The organism is Winogradskyella pulchriflava (genome assembly GCF_042434315.1).
Lineage (GTDB): Bacteria > Bacteroidota > Bacteroidia > Flavobacteriales > Flavobacteriaceae > Winogradskyella > Winogradskyella pulchriflava.
The window spans coordinates 123,786-139,246 of the sequence record NZ_JBHLTQ010000004.1; the positions used below are offsets into that span (position 1 = coordinate 123,786).

Consider the following 15,461-nt stretch of genomic DNA (forward strand, 5'->3'; position numbering starts at 1 on the left):
TTTTAACAATTGTAATATTGCTATTTTCTATACAAAACAAAAGCGATTACCTAAACAGTAATCGCTTTAATATTTATACAGTAAAATTATAAACTTACTTCACCTTAAAAGCATTCTCTTGAGGAAAATAAGCAACATCACCTAATTCTTCTTCTATACGTAATAACTGATTGTATTTTGCCATACGATCACTACGTGATGCAGAACCTGTTTTTATCTGACCAGTATTTAGTGCAACGGCTAAATCCGCAATGGTATTATCTTCTGTTTCTCCCGATCTGTGAGACATTACAGAAGTGTAACCAGCATTGTGCGCCATATTTACAGCAGAAATAGTTTCTGTTAACGTACCTATTTGGTTTACTTTAATTAAAATAGAATTTGCTATACCGTTTTTAATACCACGAGATAAACGCTCTACGTTAGTTACAAATAAATCATCTCCTACAAGCTGTACTTTGTCACCAATCTTTTCTGTTAATACTTTCCATCCATCCCAGTCATTTTCGTCCATACCATCTTCAATAGATATAATTGGGTATTTTGATGCTAACTCTGCTAAATATTCTGCTTGTTCAGTAGAAGTTCTTACTTGTCCTGATTCGCCTTCAAAAATAGTGTAATCGTATTTTCCATCTTTGTAAAATTCGGCAGCAGCACAGTCTAATGCAATTTTCACATCATCACCAAAAGTATAGCCGGCTTTTTCAACTGCAAGTTTTATAGAGTCTAACGCATCTTCAGTACCTCCTTCCAAGTTTGGTGCAAAACCGCCTTCATCACCTACTGCAGTACTAAGACCTCTGTCGTGCAATACTTTCTTAAGGTTATGGAAGATCTCTGTACCCATTTGCATAGCATGCGTAAAGTTTTTTGCCTTCACTGGCATTACCATAAATTCTTGAAATGCAATTGGTGCATCACTATGCGAACCACCGTTGATGATATTCATCATTGGTAATGGTAATGTGTTGGCAGATACACCTCCAACATATCTGTATAATGGCATACCCAATTCGTTAGCCGCTGCCTTTGCAACTGCTAAAGACACACCTAAAATAGCATTTGCACCTAATTTTGATTTGTTTGGTGTACCATCTAATTCTATCATCATTTGGTCAATGGCATTTTGCTCAAATACAGAAACTCCTAATAATTCTTGAGCAATGACAGCATTTACATTTTCAACAGCTTTTAAAACTCCTTTTCCCATATAGGTGTTTCCACCATCTCTCAATTCAACCGCTTCGTGCTCTCCAGTAGAAGCTCCAGAAGGCACTGCTGCTCTTCCCATAATTCCACTTTCAGTTACAACATCAACTTCTACAGTTGGGTTTCCTCTTGAATCTAAAATTTGTCTTGCATGTACATTAATTATGATGCTCATTATGTTTGGTTTTAGTTAAGTTTAAAAATTGAATCTAAAAAGGTCTATATACTTAATCTTGTTCTGTAAAAAACCCTTTATATTAGTCAAAATTACGAAAATCTATAGCTTAAATCAGAACAAAAATTATATTTATGATTAATCCTTACTATAACGTTTTTGAAACTAAAAAAACGCAATAAAAGTTTGTTTTTATTGCGTTTTCTTTATTAGCTGTTTTTTATATTCTCAATAAACTGGTCAAATAAATAGACCGAATCATTTGGTCCAGGACTTGCTTCTGGATGATATTGTACCGAGAAACAATTCTTATTTTTAAGTTTTATACCTGCAACTGTATTATCGTTAAGATGTACATGGGTAATTTCCACATTAGCATTAGCCTCAGTTTCTTCTCTACTAATAGCAAAACCATGGTTTTGAGAAGTAATTTCACCTTTTCCTGTCACTAAATTTTTTACAGGATGGTTAATACCTCTATGTCCATTATGCATTTTGTAAGTTGAAATTCCGTTTGCTAAAGCAATGACTTGATGGCCTAAACAAATACCAAACAATGGTTTATTTCTAGCAATGATTTCTTTTGCTACAGCTTGGGCTTCTACCAAAGGTTCTGGGTCACCAGGACCATTGGACAAGAAATAACCATCTGGATTAAATGCTTCTAAATCTTCAAATTTTGAATTATATGGAAACACTTTAATGTAAGCATCGCGCTTAGCTAAGTTTCTAAGAATATTCTTTTTAATTCCAATATCCAATGCAGCAATTTTATAAGTTGCATTTTCATTTCCAAAATAATAAGGTTCTTTAGTAGATACTTTTGATGCTAACTCTAAACCTTCCATTGATGGCACTTCTGCTAATTGCTTTTTTAAACCTTCAATGTTATCCACTTCAGTAGAAATGACAGCATTCATAGCTCCATGATCTCTAATATAACTTACTAGCGCTCGTGTATCTACATCTGCAATAGCAAGTGTGTTATGCTTTTCAAAAAAGTCCTCTAAAGTGGCATCAGCAGCTGGTCTAGAATACTCAAAACTAAAATTTTTACAAATTAAGCCTGCTATTTTAACCGTATCAGATTCTACTTCGTCTTCTTTTGTTCCGTAGTTTCCTATGTGTGCATTTGTAGTTACCATTAACTGACCATAGTAAGATGGATCTGTAAATATTTCTTGATAACCAGTTGTACCAGTATTAAAACATACTTCACCAAAAGCTGAACCCTCTTTCCCTATGGATTTACCATGAAAAATGGTTCCGTCTGCTAATAAGATGAGTGCTTTCTTTCTTTGTTTGTATTTCATGTATTGTGTTTAAAAAAGGTTTTGCAAAATTCCAAAAAAAAAGGATAAACTGAAACAGTTTATCCTTGTTATTTATTAATGCTTATTAACACTCGATAATCGAGATTTAAATAAAACGAAAGCCAGCATCAAATTTATATTTTCATTGATTTTAAATTTTACTCGCTTTGTTGTTAGCATTTTTATTCTTCTTCGTTTGAAGCTTGAGTTTCTACAGGAGGAGTAGTTGTAGCTTTCTTACCACCTCTTCTACTTCTACGTGTTGTTTTCTTCTCTGCCTTACCAGCATTGTAAAGTTCGTTGTAATCCACTAACTCTATCATTGCCATATCAGCATTATCACCAAGTCTGTTACCCAATTTGATGATACGTGTGTATCCTCCTGGGCGATCACCAATCTTAGGTGCTACATCTCTAAACAATTCTGCAACAGCATCTTTTTGTCTAAGTTTAGCCATTACAATACGTCTGTTATGCGTTGTATCAGTTTTTGATTTCGTAATCATCGGCTCAACAAACTGCTTTAAAGCTTTTGCTTTAGCAACAGTTGTGTTAATACGCTTGTGCTCTATTAAAGAACAAGCCATATTAGCTAACATAGCTTTTCTATGCGCTGTTTGTCTACCTAGGTGATTGAATTTTTTTCCGTGTCTCATGACATTTGTTTTACCATCTTGCTACCAGACTCTTTATTTGAGGAGCAAAATATGATTAATTTAATTTACGCTTTTAGAATTCCTATTTACGATTTTTAAGTAACGTAATTGTACTTCGTAAATCTTAAATCAAAAATTCCTTAGTCTTTATCTAATTTATATTTACTTAAATCCATTCCGAAGTTAAGACCCTTTACATTTACCAGTTCTTCTAGCTCAGTTAAAGACTTCTTACCAAAGTTTCTGAATTTCATTAAATCATTTTTATTGAATGATACTAAGTCACCTAAAGTATCAACTTCTGCAGCTTTTAAACAGTTAAGTGCACGTACAGAAAGATCCATATCAACTAATTTAGTTTTCAATAGTTGTCTCATATGAAGTGACTCTTCATCATAAGTTTCAGTCTGTGCAATTTCATCAGCTTCTAAGGTGATACGCTCATCAGAGAATAACATGAAGTGGTGAATTAATATTTTAGCAGCTTCTGTTAAAGCATCTTTAGGATTGATAGATCCATCAGTTTGAATTTCGAAAACTAATTTTTCGTAATCCGTCTTTTGCTCAACACGGAAGTTTTCAATACTGTATTTTACATTCTTTATTGGAGTGTAAATTGAATCTGTAAAGATAGTTCCGATTGGTGCAGACGCTTTTTTATTTTCTTCTGCAGGAACATAACCTCTACCTTTTTCAATAGTAAGTTCCATATTGATGTTTACTTTAGGATCTAAGTTACAGATTACTAAATCTGTATTTAATACTTGGAATCCAGAAATAAACTTCTGAAAATCACCTGCAGTGATTTGATCTTGTCCTGAAATAGAAATAGTAACCGTTTCGTTATCTATTTCATCTATTTGACGCTTAAAGTTTACTTGCTTTAAGTTTAAGATCATTTCAGTAACATCTTCAACTACACCAGAAATTGTAGAAAACTCATGATCTACACCTTCTATTCTAACTGAAGTTATTGCAAAACCTTCTAAAGAAGATAATAATACTCTACGTAAAGCATTACCTACTGTTAATCCGTATCCTGGTTCTAAAGGTCTGAATTCAAACTTACCTTCGAAATCAGTAGAATCAATCATGATTACTTTATCGGGCTTCTGAAAATTTAATATTGCCATTTTTCTTCGTTTTAATTGTTATTTAGTTGCGCGGTTTATAGGTTTGAAGAATACCAATAAACCCTTTGGCTAAACACCAATATGATTAATTTATTATTTAGAGTAAAGTTCAACGATAAATTGCTCGTTGATTTGCTCAGGGATTTGAATTCTTGCAGGAACAGAAACATAAGTTCCTTCCATTTTATCGTTGTTCCAAGTAATCCATTCGTAAACATTACTAGAATTAGCCAATGAATTCTGAATAGTCTCTAAAGATTTTGATTTTTCTCTAACACCTACAACATCACCAGCTTTTAATTGGTAAGAAGGAATGTTTACCTTTTCTCCATTTACTGTGATGTGTCTGTGAGATACTAATTGTCTAGCACCACTACGTGTTGGAGCAATACCCATTCTGAAAACAACGTTATCTAAACGTGATTCACAAAATTGTAATAAAACCTCACCTGTAATACCTTGAGCCGCAGTTGCTCTTTTAAACATGTTTCTGAATTGACGCTCTAAAATACCATAAGTATATTTAGCTTTTTGCTTTTCCATTAACTGGATTGCATATTCAGATTTTTTTCCACGACGACGGTTGTTTCCGTGCTGTCCTGGAGGATAGTTTCTTTTTTCGAAGGCTTTATCGTCTCCGAAGATCGCTTGTCCAAATTTACGAGCGATTTTAGTTTTAGGACCAGTATATCTTGCCATTTTTAATTTGTTATGAGAGTAATTGTAAAATTAAGGTCTTAAGCTTATCCTTCTACAACTGTTAACCTCTCGTTGATACTTATTTAATTTTTTTCAGTTTGCAAATTTACACAAAATAAACTAATATCAATACATGTATCGATATTAGTTTATTATATAAATCTCTAACAGAGAACCTGAAACAAATTCAGATTAAACTCTACGTCTTTTAGGAGGACGACAACCGTTATGTGGTAATGGAGTAACATCGATAATTTCTGATACTTCAATACCTGAGTTGTGTATAGATCTGATAGCAGATTCTCTACCGTTACCAGGACCTTTTACGTATACTTTTACTTTCTTTAAACCAGCTTCTTTTGCTACTGCTGAAGCATCTTCTGCAGCTAATTGAGCAGCATAAGGAGTGTTCTTTTTAGAACCTCTAAAGCCCATTTTACCAGCTGATGACCAAGAAATAACGTCACCTTTTTTGTTTGTTAAAGATATAATGATGTTGTTGAAAGATGCTGTGATATGCGCCTCACCAATTGCATCAACAATTACTTTACGTTTTTTTGTACTTGACTTTGCCATGTTTTTTAGTTTCTAGTTGTTAGCTTTAGTTGTTAGAATCCTAAACTTTTACATTTCAGGCAGATTCATCTAACGTCTAAACTAATGACTAATGTCTGTTATTATTTAGTTACTTTTTTCTTGTTAGCAACCGTTTTTCTTCTACCTTTTCTTGTACGAGAGTTGTTCTTAGTACGCTGTCCTCTTAAAGGAAGACCAGCTCTATGACGAATACCTCTGTAACATCCAATATCCATTAATCGCTTAATGTTCAATTGTGTTTCAGAACGTAATTCACCTTCGATTTTAAAAGTACCAACAGCTTCACGAATCGCTCCGATTTCGTCGTCAGTCCAATCTTGTACTTTTGTACTTTCGTCAACTTTAGCAGTTTCTAAAATTTCTTTAGCTCTACTTCTACCTATTCCATAGATATAGGTTAAGGATACTACTCCTCTTTTTTGTTTTGGTATGTCTACACCTGCAATTCTTGCCATATAATTTAGTTTTTAGCTGTTAGCTTTTAGTTGTTAGAATCCTAAACCTTTCGATTTCGAACAGATTCATCTAACTACTAATTACTAATGACTTCTTTACTTTTTTATCCTTGTCTTTGTTTAAATCTAGGATTCTTTTTGTTTATTACGTAAAGTCTCCCTTTGCGTCGTACTAATTTACAATCAGCACTTCTCTTTTTAACTGATGCTCTTACTTTCATCTTGTTAGTATCTATAAGTTATGCGAGCCTTAGTTAAATCATAAGGACTCATTTCTAATTTTACTTTGTCTCCTGGTAATAATTTAATATAATGCATACGCATTTTACCAGAAATATGTGCAGTCACAATGTGACCATTTTCTAATTCTACACGAAACATTGCATTAGATAATGCTTCTATTATCGTTCCGTCTTGTTCTATTGCTGCTTGCTTTGCCATAAATAATTTTTAGTATTCAATTCTCAATTAGCAAATACCTTACCGTTTTTTTTGAATTGAACTCTTTAAATTAATTTTTTAGTTATGCGGTAACAGATTTTCTGTTTTTACCGGTCTTCATCAAGCCATCATAATGCTTATTTAATAAATAAGAATTAATCTGCTGCATTGTATCAATAGCTACACCAACCATAATTAAAAGTGATGTACCACCAAAGAATAATGCCCAACCTTGCTGCACACCCATTAACTTTACGATAAAAGCAGGAAAAACTGCTATTAAGGCAAGGAAAATAGATCCTGGTAAGGTTATTTGAGACATGATCTTATCTAGATATTCTGAAGTTTCAGAACCTGGTCTAATGCCTGGAATAAATCCACCACTACGCTTTAAATCATCAGCCATTTTATTTGTTGGCACTGTAATCGCTGTATAGAAATATGTAAATATTATAATCAATAACGCGAATACTAGATTATACCAAAAACCAAATATATCAGAAAAATTAGTCTGCATCCATTGACCTGCATCTGTATCTTTTAAAAATGAAGATCCACCAATAAGACTAGGCACAAACATAATTGCCTGAGCAAAGATAATTGGCATTACACCTGAAGCATTTAATTTTAATGGTAAAAACTGACGTGATCCAAATACATTCTTCTCATATCCACCAGATGCTGTTCTTCTTGCATACTGAACTGCAATTTTACGAACTGCCATCACCAAGAATACAGAAGCTAAAATGATTAAGAACCAGATTACTAATTCTATCAGTATCATCATGAATCCACCATTACCTTCTAATCTTGAGAACATATTCTGTGCAAAAGACTGTGGTAATGTTGCAATGATACCTACCATAATTAATAATGAAATACCATTACCAATACCTTTATCTGTAATCTTCTCACCTAACCACATAGCGAATACGCAGCCTGTTACTAAAATAATTACTGATGAGAAGTAAAAGATATTTTCAGAAAATCCTGGCACTAATAAACTACTCATAGAAGCTGAGCCAGACAACGCTGGTACACTTGCTAAGTAGCCTGGTGCTTGTACTAAACAAATACCTATAGTTAACCAACGTGTTATCTGAGTAATTTTCTTTTGTCCACTAGCTCCTTCTTTTTGAAGTTTCTGTAAATAAGGAATCGCAATACCCATTAACTGAACAACAATGGACGCAGAAATGTAAGGCATAATACCTAATGCAAATACAGAGGCATTAGCAAATGCTCCACCCGTAAAGGCATTTAACAATCCTAAAATACCACCATCCATACCAGCTTGTAAACCACCTAGTTTATTGATATCAATACCAGGCAATACAACCTGCGCACCAAAACGATACACTAATAACAAACCTAAGGTTAGAATGATTCTATCCTTAAGTTCTGTGATTTTCCAAACGTTTTTTAATGTTTCTACTATCTTCATCCTTGTGGTCTTATAAAGTTACAGCTTCACCACCAGCAGCTTCAATAGCAGCTTTTGCCGTAGCAGTAAATTTATGAGCAGTTACTGTTAATTTAGCTTTTAATTCACCTCTACCTAAGATTTTAACTAGATCATTCTTTCCAGCTTTACCTAATGATACAAATGTTTCAAAATCTACAGTATCCTTAATTTTCTTTTCGTCTACTAACTGTTGTAAGGTGTCCAAGTTTATACCTTGATACTCTACTCTATTAATGTTAGTAAATCCAAATTTAGGAACACGTCTTTGTAAAGGCATTTGACCACCTTCAAATCCTAATTTCTTAGAATAACCAGAACGTGACTTAGCACCTTTATGTCCTCTTGTAGCAGTACCACCTTTACCAGATCCCTGACCACGACCAACGCGCTTTCCTTGATTTTTTACTGAACCTTCTGCAGGTTTTAAATTACTTAAATCCATTTTTAAGTTATATTTTTAAGCTTCCTCTACAGAAACTAAATGTTCAACTTTCTTTACCATACCAAGGATATTTGGTGTGGCGTCGTGCTCTACAACTTGTCCTATTTTTTTAAGACCTAAAGCCTCTAATGTTAGCTTTTGTCTTTTAGTACGGTTGATTGCACTTTTTACTTTAGTTACTTTAATCTTTGCCATCTTATCCTATCGATTATCCGTTAAATACTTTTTCAAGTGAAATACCACGCTCTCTAGCTACAGACTTAGCATCTCTTAATTGTAGTAATGCATCAAAAGTTGCCTTTACTACGTTATGAGGGTTAGATGAACCTTGAGACTTAGATAATACATCATGTACACCTACTGCTTCAAGAACAGTTCTAACAGCACCACCAGCAATAACTCCTGTACCAGGTGCAGCTGGTATAATGTTAACTCTTGCTCCACCAAACTTACCTTTTTGCTCGTGTGGTAATGTTCCTTTTATAATAGGAATTCTTACTAAGTTTTTCTTAGCATCTTCTACAGCTTTTGCTATTGCAGTAGCAACATCTTTAGATTTACCTAAACCATGTCCTACAACACCAGCTTCGTCACCTACAACAACTATAGCAGAAAAACCAAATGCTCTACCACCTTTTGTTACTTTAGTTACACGCTGTACACCAACTAAGCGATCTTTTAATTCTAATCCGCCTGGTTTTACTAATTCTGCGTTTTTATATTTTTGATACATAATGTCTTAAAATTTAAGTCCTGCTTCTCTAGCACCTTCTGCTAATGATTTTACTCTTCCGTGATATAAGTAACCACCTCTATCAAAAGAAATAGTTTCAACACCAGCTTTCATAGCTTTTTCCGCAATAGCCTTACCAACTAAAGCAGCAACTTCAGTTTTATTTCCTTTAGACTTTGCAATATCTTTATCTCTTGAAGATGCAGCAGCTATAGTTTTACCAGTTACATCATTCACGATTTGAGCATAAATTTCTTTATTACTTCTAAAAACAGCTAATCTTGGTCTTGTTTCTGTACCAGATACTACCTTACGGATTCTGTTTTTTATTCTTATTCTTCTTTCGTTCTTTGTCAATGCCATAACTTAATTATTAAGCTGATTTACCTGCTTTTCTTCTAATTTCTTCACCAACAAACTTGATACCTTTTCCTTTATAAGGTTCTGGCTTACGGAAACCACGGATTTTTGCAGCTACCTGACCTACTAACTGTTTGTCATGTGATGTTAGTTTAACGATTGGATTTTTACCTTTTTCAGTAACTGTCTCAACCTTAACTTCTGGAGCTATGTCCATAACGATGTTGTGAGAGAAACCAATGGCTAAATCTAATTTTTGTCCTTGATTTGAAGCTCTATAACCTACACCAACTAATTCTAATTCTTTGGTCCAGCCTTTAGAAACACCTTCTATCATGTTAGCAATTAACGCTCTGTAAAGACCGTGCTTTGCTCTGTGATCTTTCTTTTCAGATGGACGCTCTAATGTTATAGTACCGTCCTCGATCTTAATTTCAATTTCTGAATACTCTTGAGTTAATTCACCTAATTTACCTTTTGTAGTAATTACGTTATCCTTAACTTCTACAGTAACACCTTCAGGAATTGTTATTGGGTTTTTACCTATTCTTGACATAATTTCCTGTTTTTAGTAAACGTAACATAATACTTCGCCACCAACGTTTTCTCTTTGTGCTTGTTTACCTGTCATCACACCGTGAGACGTAGAAACAATTGCAATACCTAAACCATTTAAGATTCTTGGCATTTCGTTAGCTCCAGCATATTTACGTAAACCTGGTTTACTGATTCTTTGAATTTTTTTGATAACTGACTCTTTGGTGTCTTTGTTATACTTTAAGGCAATCTTAATTGTGCCTTGTGCAGAAGACTTGTCATCAAATTTATAACTTAAAATATAGCCCTGATCGAACAATATTTTAGTCATTTCCTTTTTTAAGTTAGATGCAGGAATCTCAACCACTCTGTGGTTTGCTTTCACAGCATTTCTAACTCGCGTTAAATAATCCGCTATTGGATCTGTGTACATAGTTTTTAATTTTAGGATATGGTTTTCGAAATTCTCGAACCTAAATCCCGATTATACAATAATTATATTGATAATTGTACAGAAGCTAATTCGCTTCCTCAATGTTACCAACTTGCTTTCTTTACACCAGGAATTAACCCTTTGTTAGCCATTTCTCTAAACATTACACGAGAGATACCAAACTGTCTCATATAACCTTTTGGTCTTCCTGTAAGCTTACAACGGTTGTGCATACGTACTGGTGAAGCGTTTTTTGGTAACTTTTGTAATGCTTCGTAATCTCCAGCTTCTTTTAAAGCTTTTCTTTTCTCAGCATATTTAGCAACCATTTTTGCACGCTTTACCTCACGAGCTTTCATTGATTCTTTAGCCATAATTAATTCTTTTTAAATGGTAATCCTAATTCTGTTAATAGTGACTTTGCCTCTTTATCAGTTTCAGCAGTAGTCACAAATGTGATATCCATACCATTGATTTTATTGATTTTATCAATATCAATCTCTGGAAAAATGATTTGTTCTGTAACACCTAGGTTATAGTTTCCACGACCATCAAAACCTGTAGCTTTGATTCCGTTGAAATCTCTAACTCGTGGTAAAGCTGAAGTTACCAAACGATCTAAGAACTCATACATTTGCTCTCCTCTTAAAGTTACTTTAGCACCAATTGGCATACCTTTACGTAACTTAAAAGATGCAACGTCTTTCTTAGAGATCGTAGCTACGGCTTTCTGTCCAGTTATTTTAGTTAATTCATCAACTGCGTGATCGATTAACTTTTTATCTGCTACAGCAGCACCAACTCCTCTAGATAATACTATCTTTTGAAGCTTAGGTACTTGCATCACATTTTTATATCCAAATTCTTCTGTAAGAGCAGGAATTACTTTTTCCTTGTACTCTTGTTTTAATCTTGCAACGTAAGCCATAATTAAATTACTTCATTAGATTTTTTTGAAAATCTTACTTTATTGTCGCCATCCATTCTATAACCTACTCTAGTTGTTTCTCCTTTAGAAGTTAACAACGATAAGTTTGAAATATGAATTGATGCTTCTTTCTCTACAATACCACCTTGAGGGTTTTGTGCACTTGGCTTAGTATGTTTCTTTACCATGTTTACACCTTCTACGATGGCTTTGTTCTTATCTCTTAATACTTTAAGTACTTTACCTTCAGATCCTTTATGGTCTCCAGCAATTACTTGTACTGTATCTCCTGATTTTATTTTAAGCTTTGTCATCTTATTTATCAATTAAAGCACTTCTGGTGCTAATGATACAATTTTCATGAATTGTTTATCACGAAGTTCTCTAGCTACAGGTCCAAAAACACGTGTTCCTCTCATTTCCCCTTGAGGGTTTAAAAGTACACATGCGTTGTCGTCAAATCTAATATAAGATCCATCTGGACGTCTTACTTCTTTAGCTGTACGCACAACAACTGCTGTCGATACAGCTCCTTTTTTAATGTTTCCGTTAGGAGTTGCATCTTTAACAGACACTACAATTTTATCACCAACAGAAGCATATCTTCTTTTTGTTCCTCCTAGTACACGGATAGTTAAAACTTCCTTAGCACCAGTATTATCAGCTACTTTTAATCTTGATTCTTGTTGTACCATAATTACTTCGCTCTTTCAATTATTTCTACTAATCTCCAACACTTAGATTTACTCATAGGTCTTGTTTCCATGATCTTTACAGTATCTCCTTCGTTGCAGTCGTTTGTTTCATCGTGTGCGACATATTTCTTTGTCTTTAACACGAACTTTCCATACATAGGATGTTTTACTTTTTTTACTTCAGCAACAACAATTGACTTTTGCATTTTGTTACTAGTAACTATTCCTATACGTTCTTTTCTTAAGTTTCTTTTTTCCATCTTTCAGCAGAATACAATTATTGTCCGTCTCTTTTAGTTAATTCTGTCGCAACTCTAGCTACAGTACGACGAGCGTGACGTAACTGAATTGGGTTTTCTAAAGGAGAGATTGTATGAGCCATTTTTAGGTCCATATAACTCTTTTTAGTTTCACTAAGTTTCTCTTGTAACTCAGCTGTTGAAAGCTGTTTAATTTCTGATTGCTTCATAATATACTTCTATTAAGCTTCGTAATCTCTAGCTATGATAAACTTAGTTTTTACAGGAAGTTTTTGTGCCGCCAAACGTAAAGCTTCTTGAGCTGTTTCTAATGGCACACCACTTACTTCAAATAACATACGTCCTGGTTTTACAACAGCTGCCCAATATTCAACGGCACCTTTACCTTTACCCATACGTACTTCAAGAGGTTTCTTTGTGATAGGTTTGTCTGGAAAAATTTTAATCCATAACGATCCTTCTCTTTTCATATAACGAGTAGCGGCAATACGCGCTGCTTCTATTTGGCGTGCAGTTATAAAAGACGAGTCTAATGATTTGATACCGAAAGTTCCATTTGATAACAAATGACCTCTTCCCGCATTTCCTTTCATACGACCTTTTTGCTGCTTACGAAATTTTGTTCTTTTAGGCTGTAACATTTTTTCTTTTCTTTAAAAAATTACTTTCTACGACGAGATTTATTATTACTATTTCCACCTCGTCCACCTTTACCTTTTTGTTTAGATAGACCAACTAATGGAGATAATTCTCTTTTTCCATATACTTCGCCTTTCATTATCCAAACTTTGACACCTAGTCTACCATAGGTAGTATGTGCTTCTACTAAAGCATAATCAATATCAGCTCTAAAAGTAGATAAAGGAATACGTCCTTCTTTATAGTGCTCAGAACGTGCCATTTCAGCTCCGTTTAAACGACCACTAATTTGAATTTTTATACCTTCTGCATTCATACGCATAGCTGCAGCGATAGCCATTTTTATTGCACGTCTGTAAGAAATTCGGCTTTCTATTTGACGAGCAACACTTGCTGCAACTAGATAAGCATCTAGTTCAGGTCTTTTAATCTCAAAGATGTTCAATTGAACTTCTTTACCAGTAATCTTTTTAAGCTCTTCTTTTAACTTATCTACCTCTTGACCACCTTTACCGATAATAATACCAGGTCTAGCAGTAGTGATAGTAACGGTTACAAGTTTAAGCGTACGCTCAATAATTACTCTACTTACACTAGCTTTAGATAAACGCGCGTGAACGTATTTTCTAATCTTATCGTCTTCGGCAAGTTTATCACCATAATCGTTTCCTCCGTACCAGTTAGATTCCCATCCTCTGATAATTCCTAAGCGATTTCCGATTGGATTTGTCTTTTGTCCCATATCTCTATCTTAGCTTTGTGTTTTATTTAATGCATCTACAACCACTGTTACGTGATTAGATCTTTTTCTTATTCTATGTGCTCTACCTTGAGGAGCAGGACGTAATCTCTTTAACATAGACCCGCCATCTACTCTAATCTCTTTAATATAAAGCTTTGCTTCTTCAACGTCAGCATCTTCGTTTTTAGCTTGCCAATTTGCAATTGCAGACATAACTAATTTTTCTAAACGACGAGACGCTTCCTTAGAGCTAAATCTAAGAATCTGAAGCGCTTTTTCAGCCTTCTCACCTCTGACTAAATCCGCTACTAAACGCATTTTTCTTGGTGATGTAGGACAGTTATTTAGCTTAGCAAAAGCAACCTGCTTCTTCTCCGCTTTAATAGCTTCCGCCATTTGTTTTTTACGACTTCCCATGATTCTTATTTTTTACCTTTATTCTTAGCACCTGCATGACCTCTAAAAGATCGTGTTGGTGAAAATTCTCCTAATTTGTGACCTACCATATTTTCAGTTACATAAACCGGAACAAATTGACGACCATTGTGAACTGCAATTGTCTGACCAACGAAATCAGGAGAGATCATTGATGCTCTAGACCAAGTCTTAATTACCGTCTTTTTGTTTGAAGCTACATTTTCTGCAACTTTCTTTTCTAGTTTATAGTGGATATAAGGTCCTTTTTTTAATGAACGTGCCATACTATCTTAATTATTTCTTTCTACGTTCTACAATGTACTTATTACTCGCTTTAGTCTTAGAACGTGTTCTATAACCTTTAGCAGGAATACCGTTTCTAGATCTTGGATGACCACCTGAAGATTTACCTTCACCACCACCCATTGGATGATCTACTGGGTTCATAACTACTGGTCTTACTCTTGGACGTCTTCCTAACCATCTACTTCTACCTGCTTTACCAGATACAAGTAATTGATGATCTGAATTAGAAACAACACCAATTGTAGCCATACACGTTGCTAACACCATTCTAGTTTCACCAGATGGTAATTTAACTGTAGCAAACTTACCATCTCTTGCCATTAACTGAGCAAATGCACCAGCGCTACGTGCCATAACAGCACCTTGACCTGGACGTAACTCTATACATGAGATAATAGTACCTAAAGGTATTTCACTAAGCGGCATTGCATTTCCAATTTCTGGAGCGATACCTGTTTCACCAGACACTATATTTTGCCCTACTTGTAAACCATTTTGAGCGATAACGTAACGTTTTTCACCATCTTGGTAGTTCAATAAAGCAATAAATGCAGTTCTGTTTGGATCGTATTCAATTGACTTAACTTCTGCAGGAATTCCTGGTTTGTTACGTTTGAAATCGATAATACGATACCTTTTCTTATGACCTCCACCCATATGGCGCATGGTCATTTTTCCTTGACTGTTTCTACCACCAGATCTTTTTTTCGGAGCAAGCAAGCTTTTCTCCGGCTTATCAGTAGTTATGGCGTCAAATCCATTTACTACTCTAAATCGCTGAGCTGATGTGATCGGTTTTAATTTTCTTACTGACATAAGTCTA

The 15,461-nt window shown here is 34.5% G+C and carries 27 protein-coding genes; all 27 read right to left on the bottom strand.

Going from position 1 to position 15,461, the window contains the following annotated elements; translation table 11 throughout:
• Positions 1 to 94 precede the first annotated feature (94 nt).
• The 27 genes from eno to rplB all read right to left on the bottom strand — a co-directional run bounded on the left by eno (position 95) and on the right by rplB (position 15,454).
• The gene (gene eno, locus ACFFGA_RS08925) at positions 95 to 1,387 is read right to left on the bottom strand and encodes a phosphopyruvate hydratase (RefSeq protein ID WP_386062716.1); all 1,293 of its coding nucleotides are present in this window, start codon (positions 1,385 to 1,387) and stop codon (positions 95 to 97) included.
• A gap of 209 nt (positions 1,388 to 1,596) precedes the next feature.
• On the bottom strand, positions 1,597 to 2,700 hold the full coding sequence (gene carA, locus ACFFGA_RS08930) for a glutamine-hydrolyzing carbamoyl-phosphate synthase small subunit (RefSeq protein ID WP_386062719.1): 1,104 nt from the start codon (positions 2,698 to 2,700) through the stop codon (positions 1,597 to 1,599).
• Between the two features lie 182 nt (positions 2,701 to 2,882).
• Entirely contained in the window at positions 2,883 to 3,356 is a 474-nt protein-coding gene (gene rplQ / locus ACFFGA_RS08935; protein ID WP_386062722.1) for a 50S ribosomal protein L17, read from the bottom strand.
• A 140-nt stretch (positions 3,357 to 3,496) separates the two neighbouring features.
• Positions 3,497 to 4,489: a DNA-directed RNA polymerase subunit alpha gene (locus tag ACFFGA_RS08940; RefSeq protein ID WP_386062725.1), complete on the bottom strand. Its 993-nt coding sequence runs from the start codon at positions 4,487 to 4,489 to the stop codon at positions 3,497 to 3,499.
• 93 nt (positions 4,490 to 4,582) lie between these two features.
• Positions 4,583 to 5,188 carry a 30S ribosomal protein S4 gene (rpsD, locus tag ACFFGA_RS08945; protein ID WP_386062728.1) on the bottom strand — a complete coding sequence of 202 codons (606 nt, stop codon included), beginning with the start codon at positions 5,186 to 5,188 and terminating at the stop codon, positions 4,583 to 4,585.
• Positions 5,189 to 5,380: 192 nt separating this feature from the next.
• Positions 5,381 to 5,764, bottom strand: a complete 384-nt coding sequence (gene rpsK / locus ACFFGA_RS08950; RefSeq protein ID WP_386062731.1) for a 30S ribosomal protein S11 — start codon at positions 5,762 to 5,764, stop codon at positions 5,381 to 5,383.
• Between the two features lie 101 nt (positions 5,765 to 5,865).
• Complete coding sequence (gene rpsM, locus ACFFGA_RS08955; RefSeq protein ID WP_155089952.1) at positions 5,866 to 6,240, bottom strand: 30S ribosomal protein S13; 375 nt, start codon at positions 6,238 to 6,240, stop codon at positions 5,866 to 5,868.
• A 104-nt stretch (positions 6,241 to 6,344) separates the two neighbouring features.
• Positions 6,345 to 6,461, bottom strand: coding sequence for a type B 50S ribosomal protein L36 (ykgO, locus tag ACFFGA_RS08960; protein WP_008269159.1), 117 nt, complete (start codon positions 6,459 to 6,461; stop codon positions 6,345 to 6,347).
• A 4-nt stretch (positions 6,462 to 6,465) separates the two neighbouring features.
• Complete coding sequence (gene infA / locus ACFFGA_RS08965) at positions 6,466 to 6,681, bottom strand: translation initiation factor IF-1 (protein ID WP_007094967.1); 216 nt, start codon at positions 6,679 to 6,681, stop codon at positions 6,466 to 6,468.
• An 82-nt stretch (positions 6,682 to 6,763) separates the two neighbouring features.
• A complete protein-coding gene (gene secY / locus ACFFGA_RS08970; RefSeq protein ID WP_386062743.1) occupies positions 6,764 to 8,125 on the bottom strand; it encodes a preprotein translocase subunit SecY in 1,362 nt (453 codons plus the stop codon).
• 10 nt (positions 8,126 to 8,135) lie between these two features.
• Positions 8,136 to 8,588: a 50S ribosomal protein L15 gene (rplO, locus tag ACFFGA_RS08975; protein ID WP_386062746.1), complete on the bottom strand. Its 453-nt coding sequence runs from the start codon at positions 8,586 to 8,588 to the stop codon at positions 8,136 to 8,138.
• Between the two features lie 15 nt (positions 8,589 to 8,603).
• Positions 8,604 to 8,783, bottom strand: a complete 180-nt coding sequence (rpmD, locus tag ACFFGA_RS08980; protein ID WP_114300031.1) for a 50S ribosomal protein L30 — start codon at positions 8,781 to 8,783, stop codon at positions 8,604 to 8,606.
• Positions 8,784 to 8,796: 13 nt separating this feature from the next.
• Positions 8,797 to 9,321 (bottom strand): 30S ribosomal protein S5, encoded by a 525-nt coding sequence (gene rpsE, locus ACFFGA_RS08985; protein ID WP_386062749.1) that lies wholly within the window; start codon positions 9,319 to 9,321, stop codon positions 8,797 to 8,799.
• 6 nt (positions 9,322 to 9,327) lie between these two features.
• Positions 9,328 to 9,684: a 50S ribosomal protein L18 gene (rplR, locus tag ACFFGA_RS08990; protein WP_386062752.1), complete on the bottom strand. Its 357-nt coding sequence runs from the start codon at positions 9,682 to 9,684 to the stop codon at positions 9,328 to 9,330.
• 10 nt (positions 9,685 to 9,694) lie between these two features.
• Positions 9,695 to 10,237: a 50S ribosomal protein L6 gene (gene rplF / locus ACFFGA_RS08995; RefSeq protein ID WP_386062755.1), complete on the bottom strand. Its 543-nt coding sequence runs from the start codon at positions 10,235 to 10,237 to the stop codon at positions 9,695 to 9,697.
• Between the two features lie 12 nt (positions 10,238 to 10,249).
• A complete protein-coding gene (gene rpsH, locus ACFFGA_RS09000) occupies positions 10,250 to 10,651 on the bottom strand; it encodes a 30S ribosomal protein S8 (protein ID WP_386062758.1) in 402 nt (133 codons plus the stop codon).
• A 104-nt stretch (positions 10,652 to 10,755) separates the two neighbouring features.
• Positions 10,756 to 11,025, bottom strand: coding sequence for a 30S ribosomal protein S14 (gene rpsN, locus ACFFGA_RS09005; RefSeq protein ID WP_007094975.1), 270 nt, complete (start codon positions 11,023 to 11,025; stop codon positions 10,756 to 10,758).
• 2 nt (positions 11,026 to 11,027) lie between these two features.
• Positions 11,028 to 11,579, bottom strand: a complete 552-nt coding sequence (gene rplE / locus ACFFGA_RS09010; protein WP_386062762.1) for a 50S ribosomal protein L5 — start codon at positions 11,577 to 11,579, stop codon at positions 11,028 to 11,030.
• A gap of 2 nt (positions 11,580 to 11,581) precedes the next feature.
• Positions 11,582 to 11,893 (bottom strand): 50S ribosomal protein L24, encoded by a 312-nt coding sequence (rplX, locus tag ACFFGA_RS09015; RefSeq protein ID WP_111685486.1) that lies wholly within the window; start codon positions 11,891 to 11,893, stop codon positions 11,582 to 11,584.
• A 12-nt stretch (positions 11,894 to 11,905) separates the two neighbouring features.
• The gene (gene rplN, locus ACFFGA_RS09020) at positions 11,906 to 12,274 is read right to left on the bottom strand and encodes a 50S ribosomal protein L14 (protein ID WP_173281854.1); all 369 of its coding nucleotides are present in this window, start codon (positions 12,272 to 12,274) and stop codon (positions 11,906 to 11,908) included.
• A gap of 2 nt (positions 12,275 to 12,276) precedes the next feature.
• The gene (gene rpsQ, locus ACFFGA_RS09025; RefSeq protein ID WP_386062766.1) at positions 12,277 to 12,534 is read right to left on the bottom strand and encodes a 30S ribosomal protein S17; all 258 of its coding nucleotides are present in this window, start codon (positions 12,532 to 12,534) and stop codon (positions 12,277 to 12,279) included.
• Positions 12,535 to 12,551: 17 nt separating this feature from the next.
• Positions 12,552 to 12,743 (bottom strand): 50S ribosomal protein L29, encoded by a 192-nt coding sequence (rpmC, locus tag ACFFGA_RS09030; RefSeq protein WP_386062769.1) that lies wholly within the window; start codon positions 12,741 to 12,743, stop codon positions 12,552 to 12,554.
• A 12-nt stretch (positions 12,744 to 12,755) separates the two neighbouring features.
• Positions 12,756 to 13,175, bottom strand: a complete 420-nt coding sequence (rplP, locus tag ACFFGA_RS09035; protein ID WP_110475991.1) for a 50S ribosomal protein L16 — start codon at positions 13,173 to 13,175, stop codon at positions 12,756 to 12,758.
• Between the two features lie 20 nt (positions 13,176 to 13,195).
• Positions 13,196 to 13,915, bottom strand: a complete 720-nt coding sequence (gene rpsC, locus ACFFGA_RS09040; protein WP_386062771.1) for a 30S ribosomal protein S3 — start codon at positions 13,913 to 13,915, stop codon at positions 13,196 to 13,198.
• A 9-nt stretch (positions 13,916 to 13,924) separates the two neighbouring features.
• Positions 13,925 to 14,332, bottom strand: a complete 408-nt coding sequence (gene rplV / locus ACFFGA_RS09045; RefSeq protein ID WP_386062774.1) for a 50S ribosomal protein L22 — start codon at positions 14,330 to 14,332, stop codon at positions 13,925 to 13,927.
• 5 nt (positions 14,333 to 14,337) lie between these two features.
• Positions 14,338 to 14,616: a 30S ribosomal protein S19 gene (rpsS, locus tag ACFFGA_RS09050; RefSeq protein WP_008269180.1), complete on the bottom strand. Its 279-nt coding sequence runs from the start codon at positions 14,614 to 14,616 to the stop codon at positions 14,338 to 14,340.
• A 10-nt stretch (positions 14,617 to 14,626) separates the two neighbouring features.
• A complete protein-coding gene (rplB, locus tag ACFFGA_RS09055) occupies positions 14,627 to 15,454 on the bottom strand; it encodes a 50S ribosomal protein L2 (protein ID WP_386062778.1) in 828 nt (275 codons plus the stop codon).
• Positions 15,455 to 15,461 lie beyond the last annotated feature (7 nt).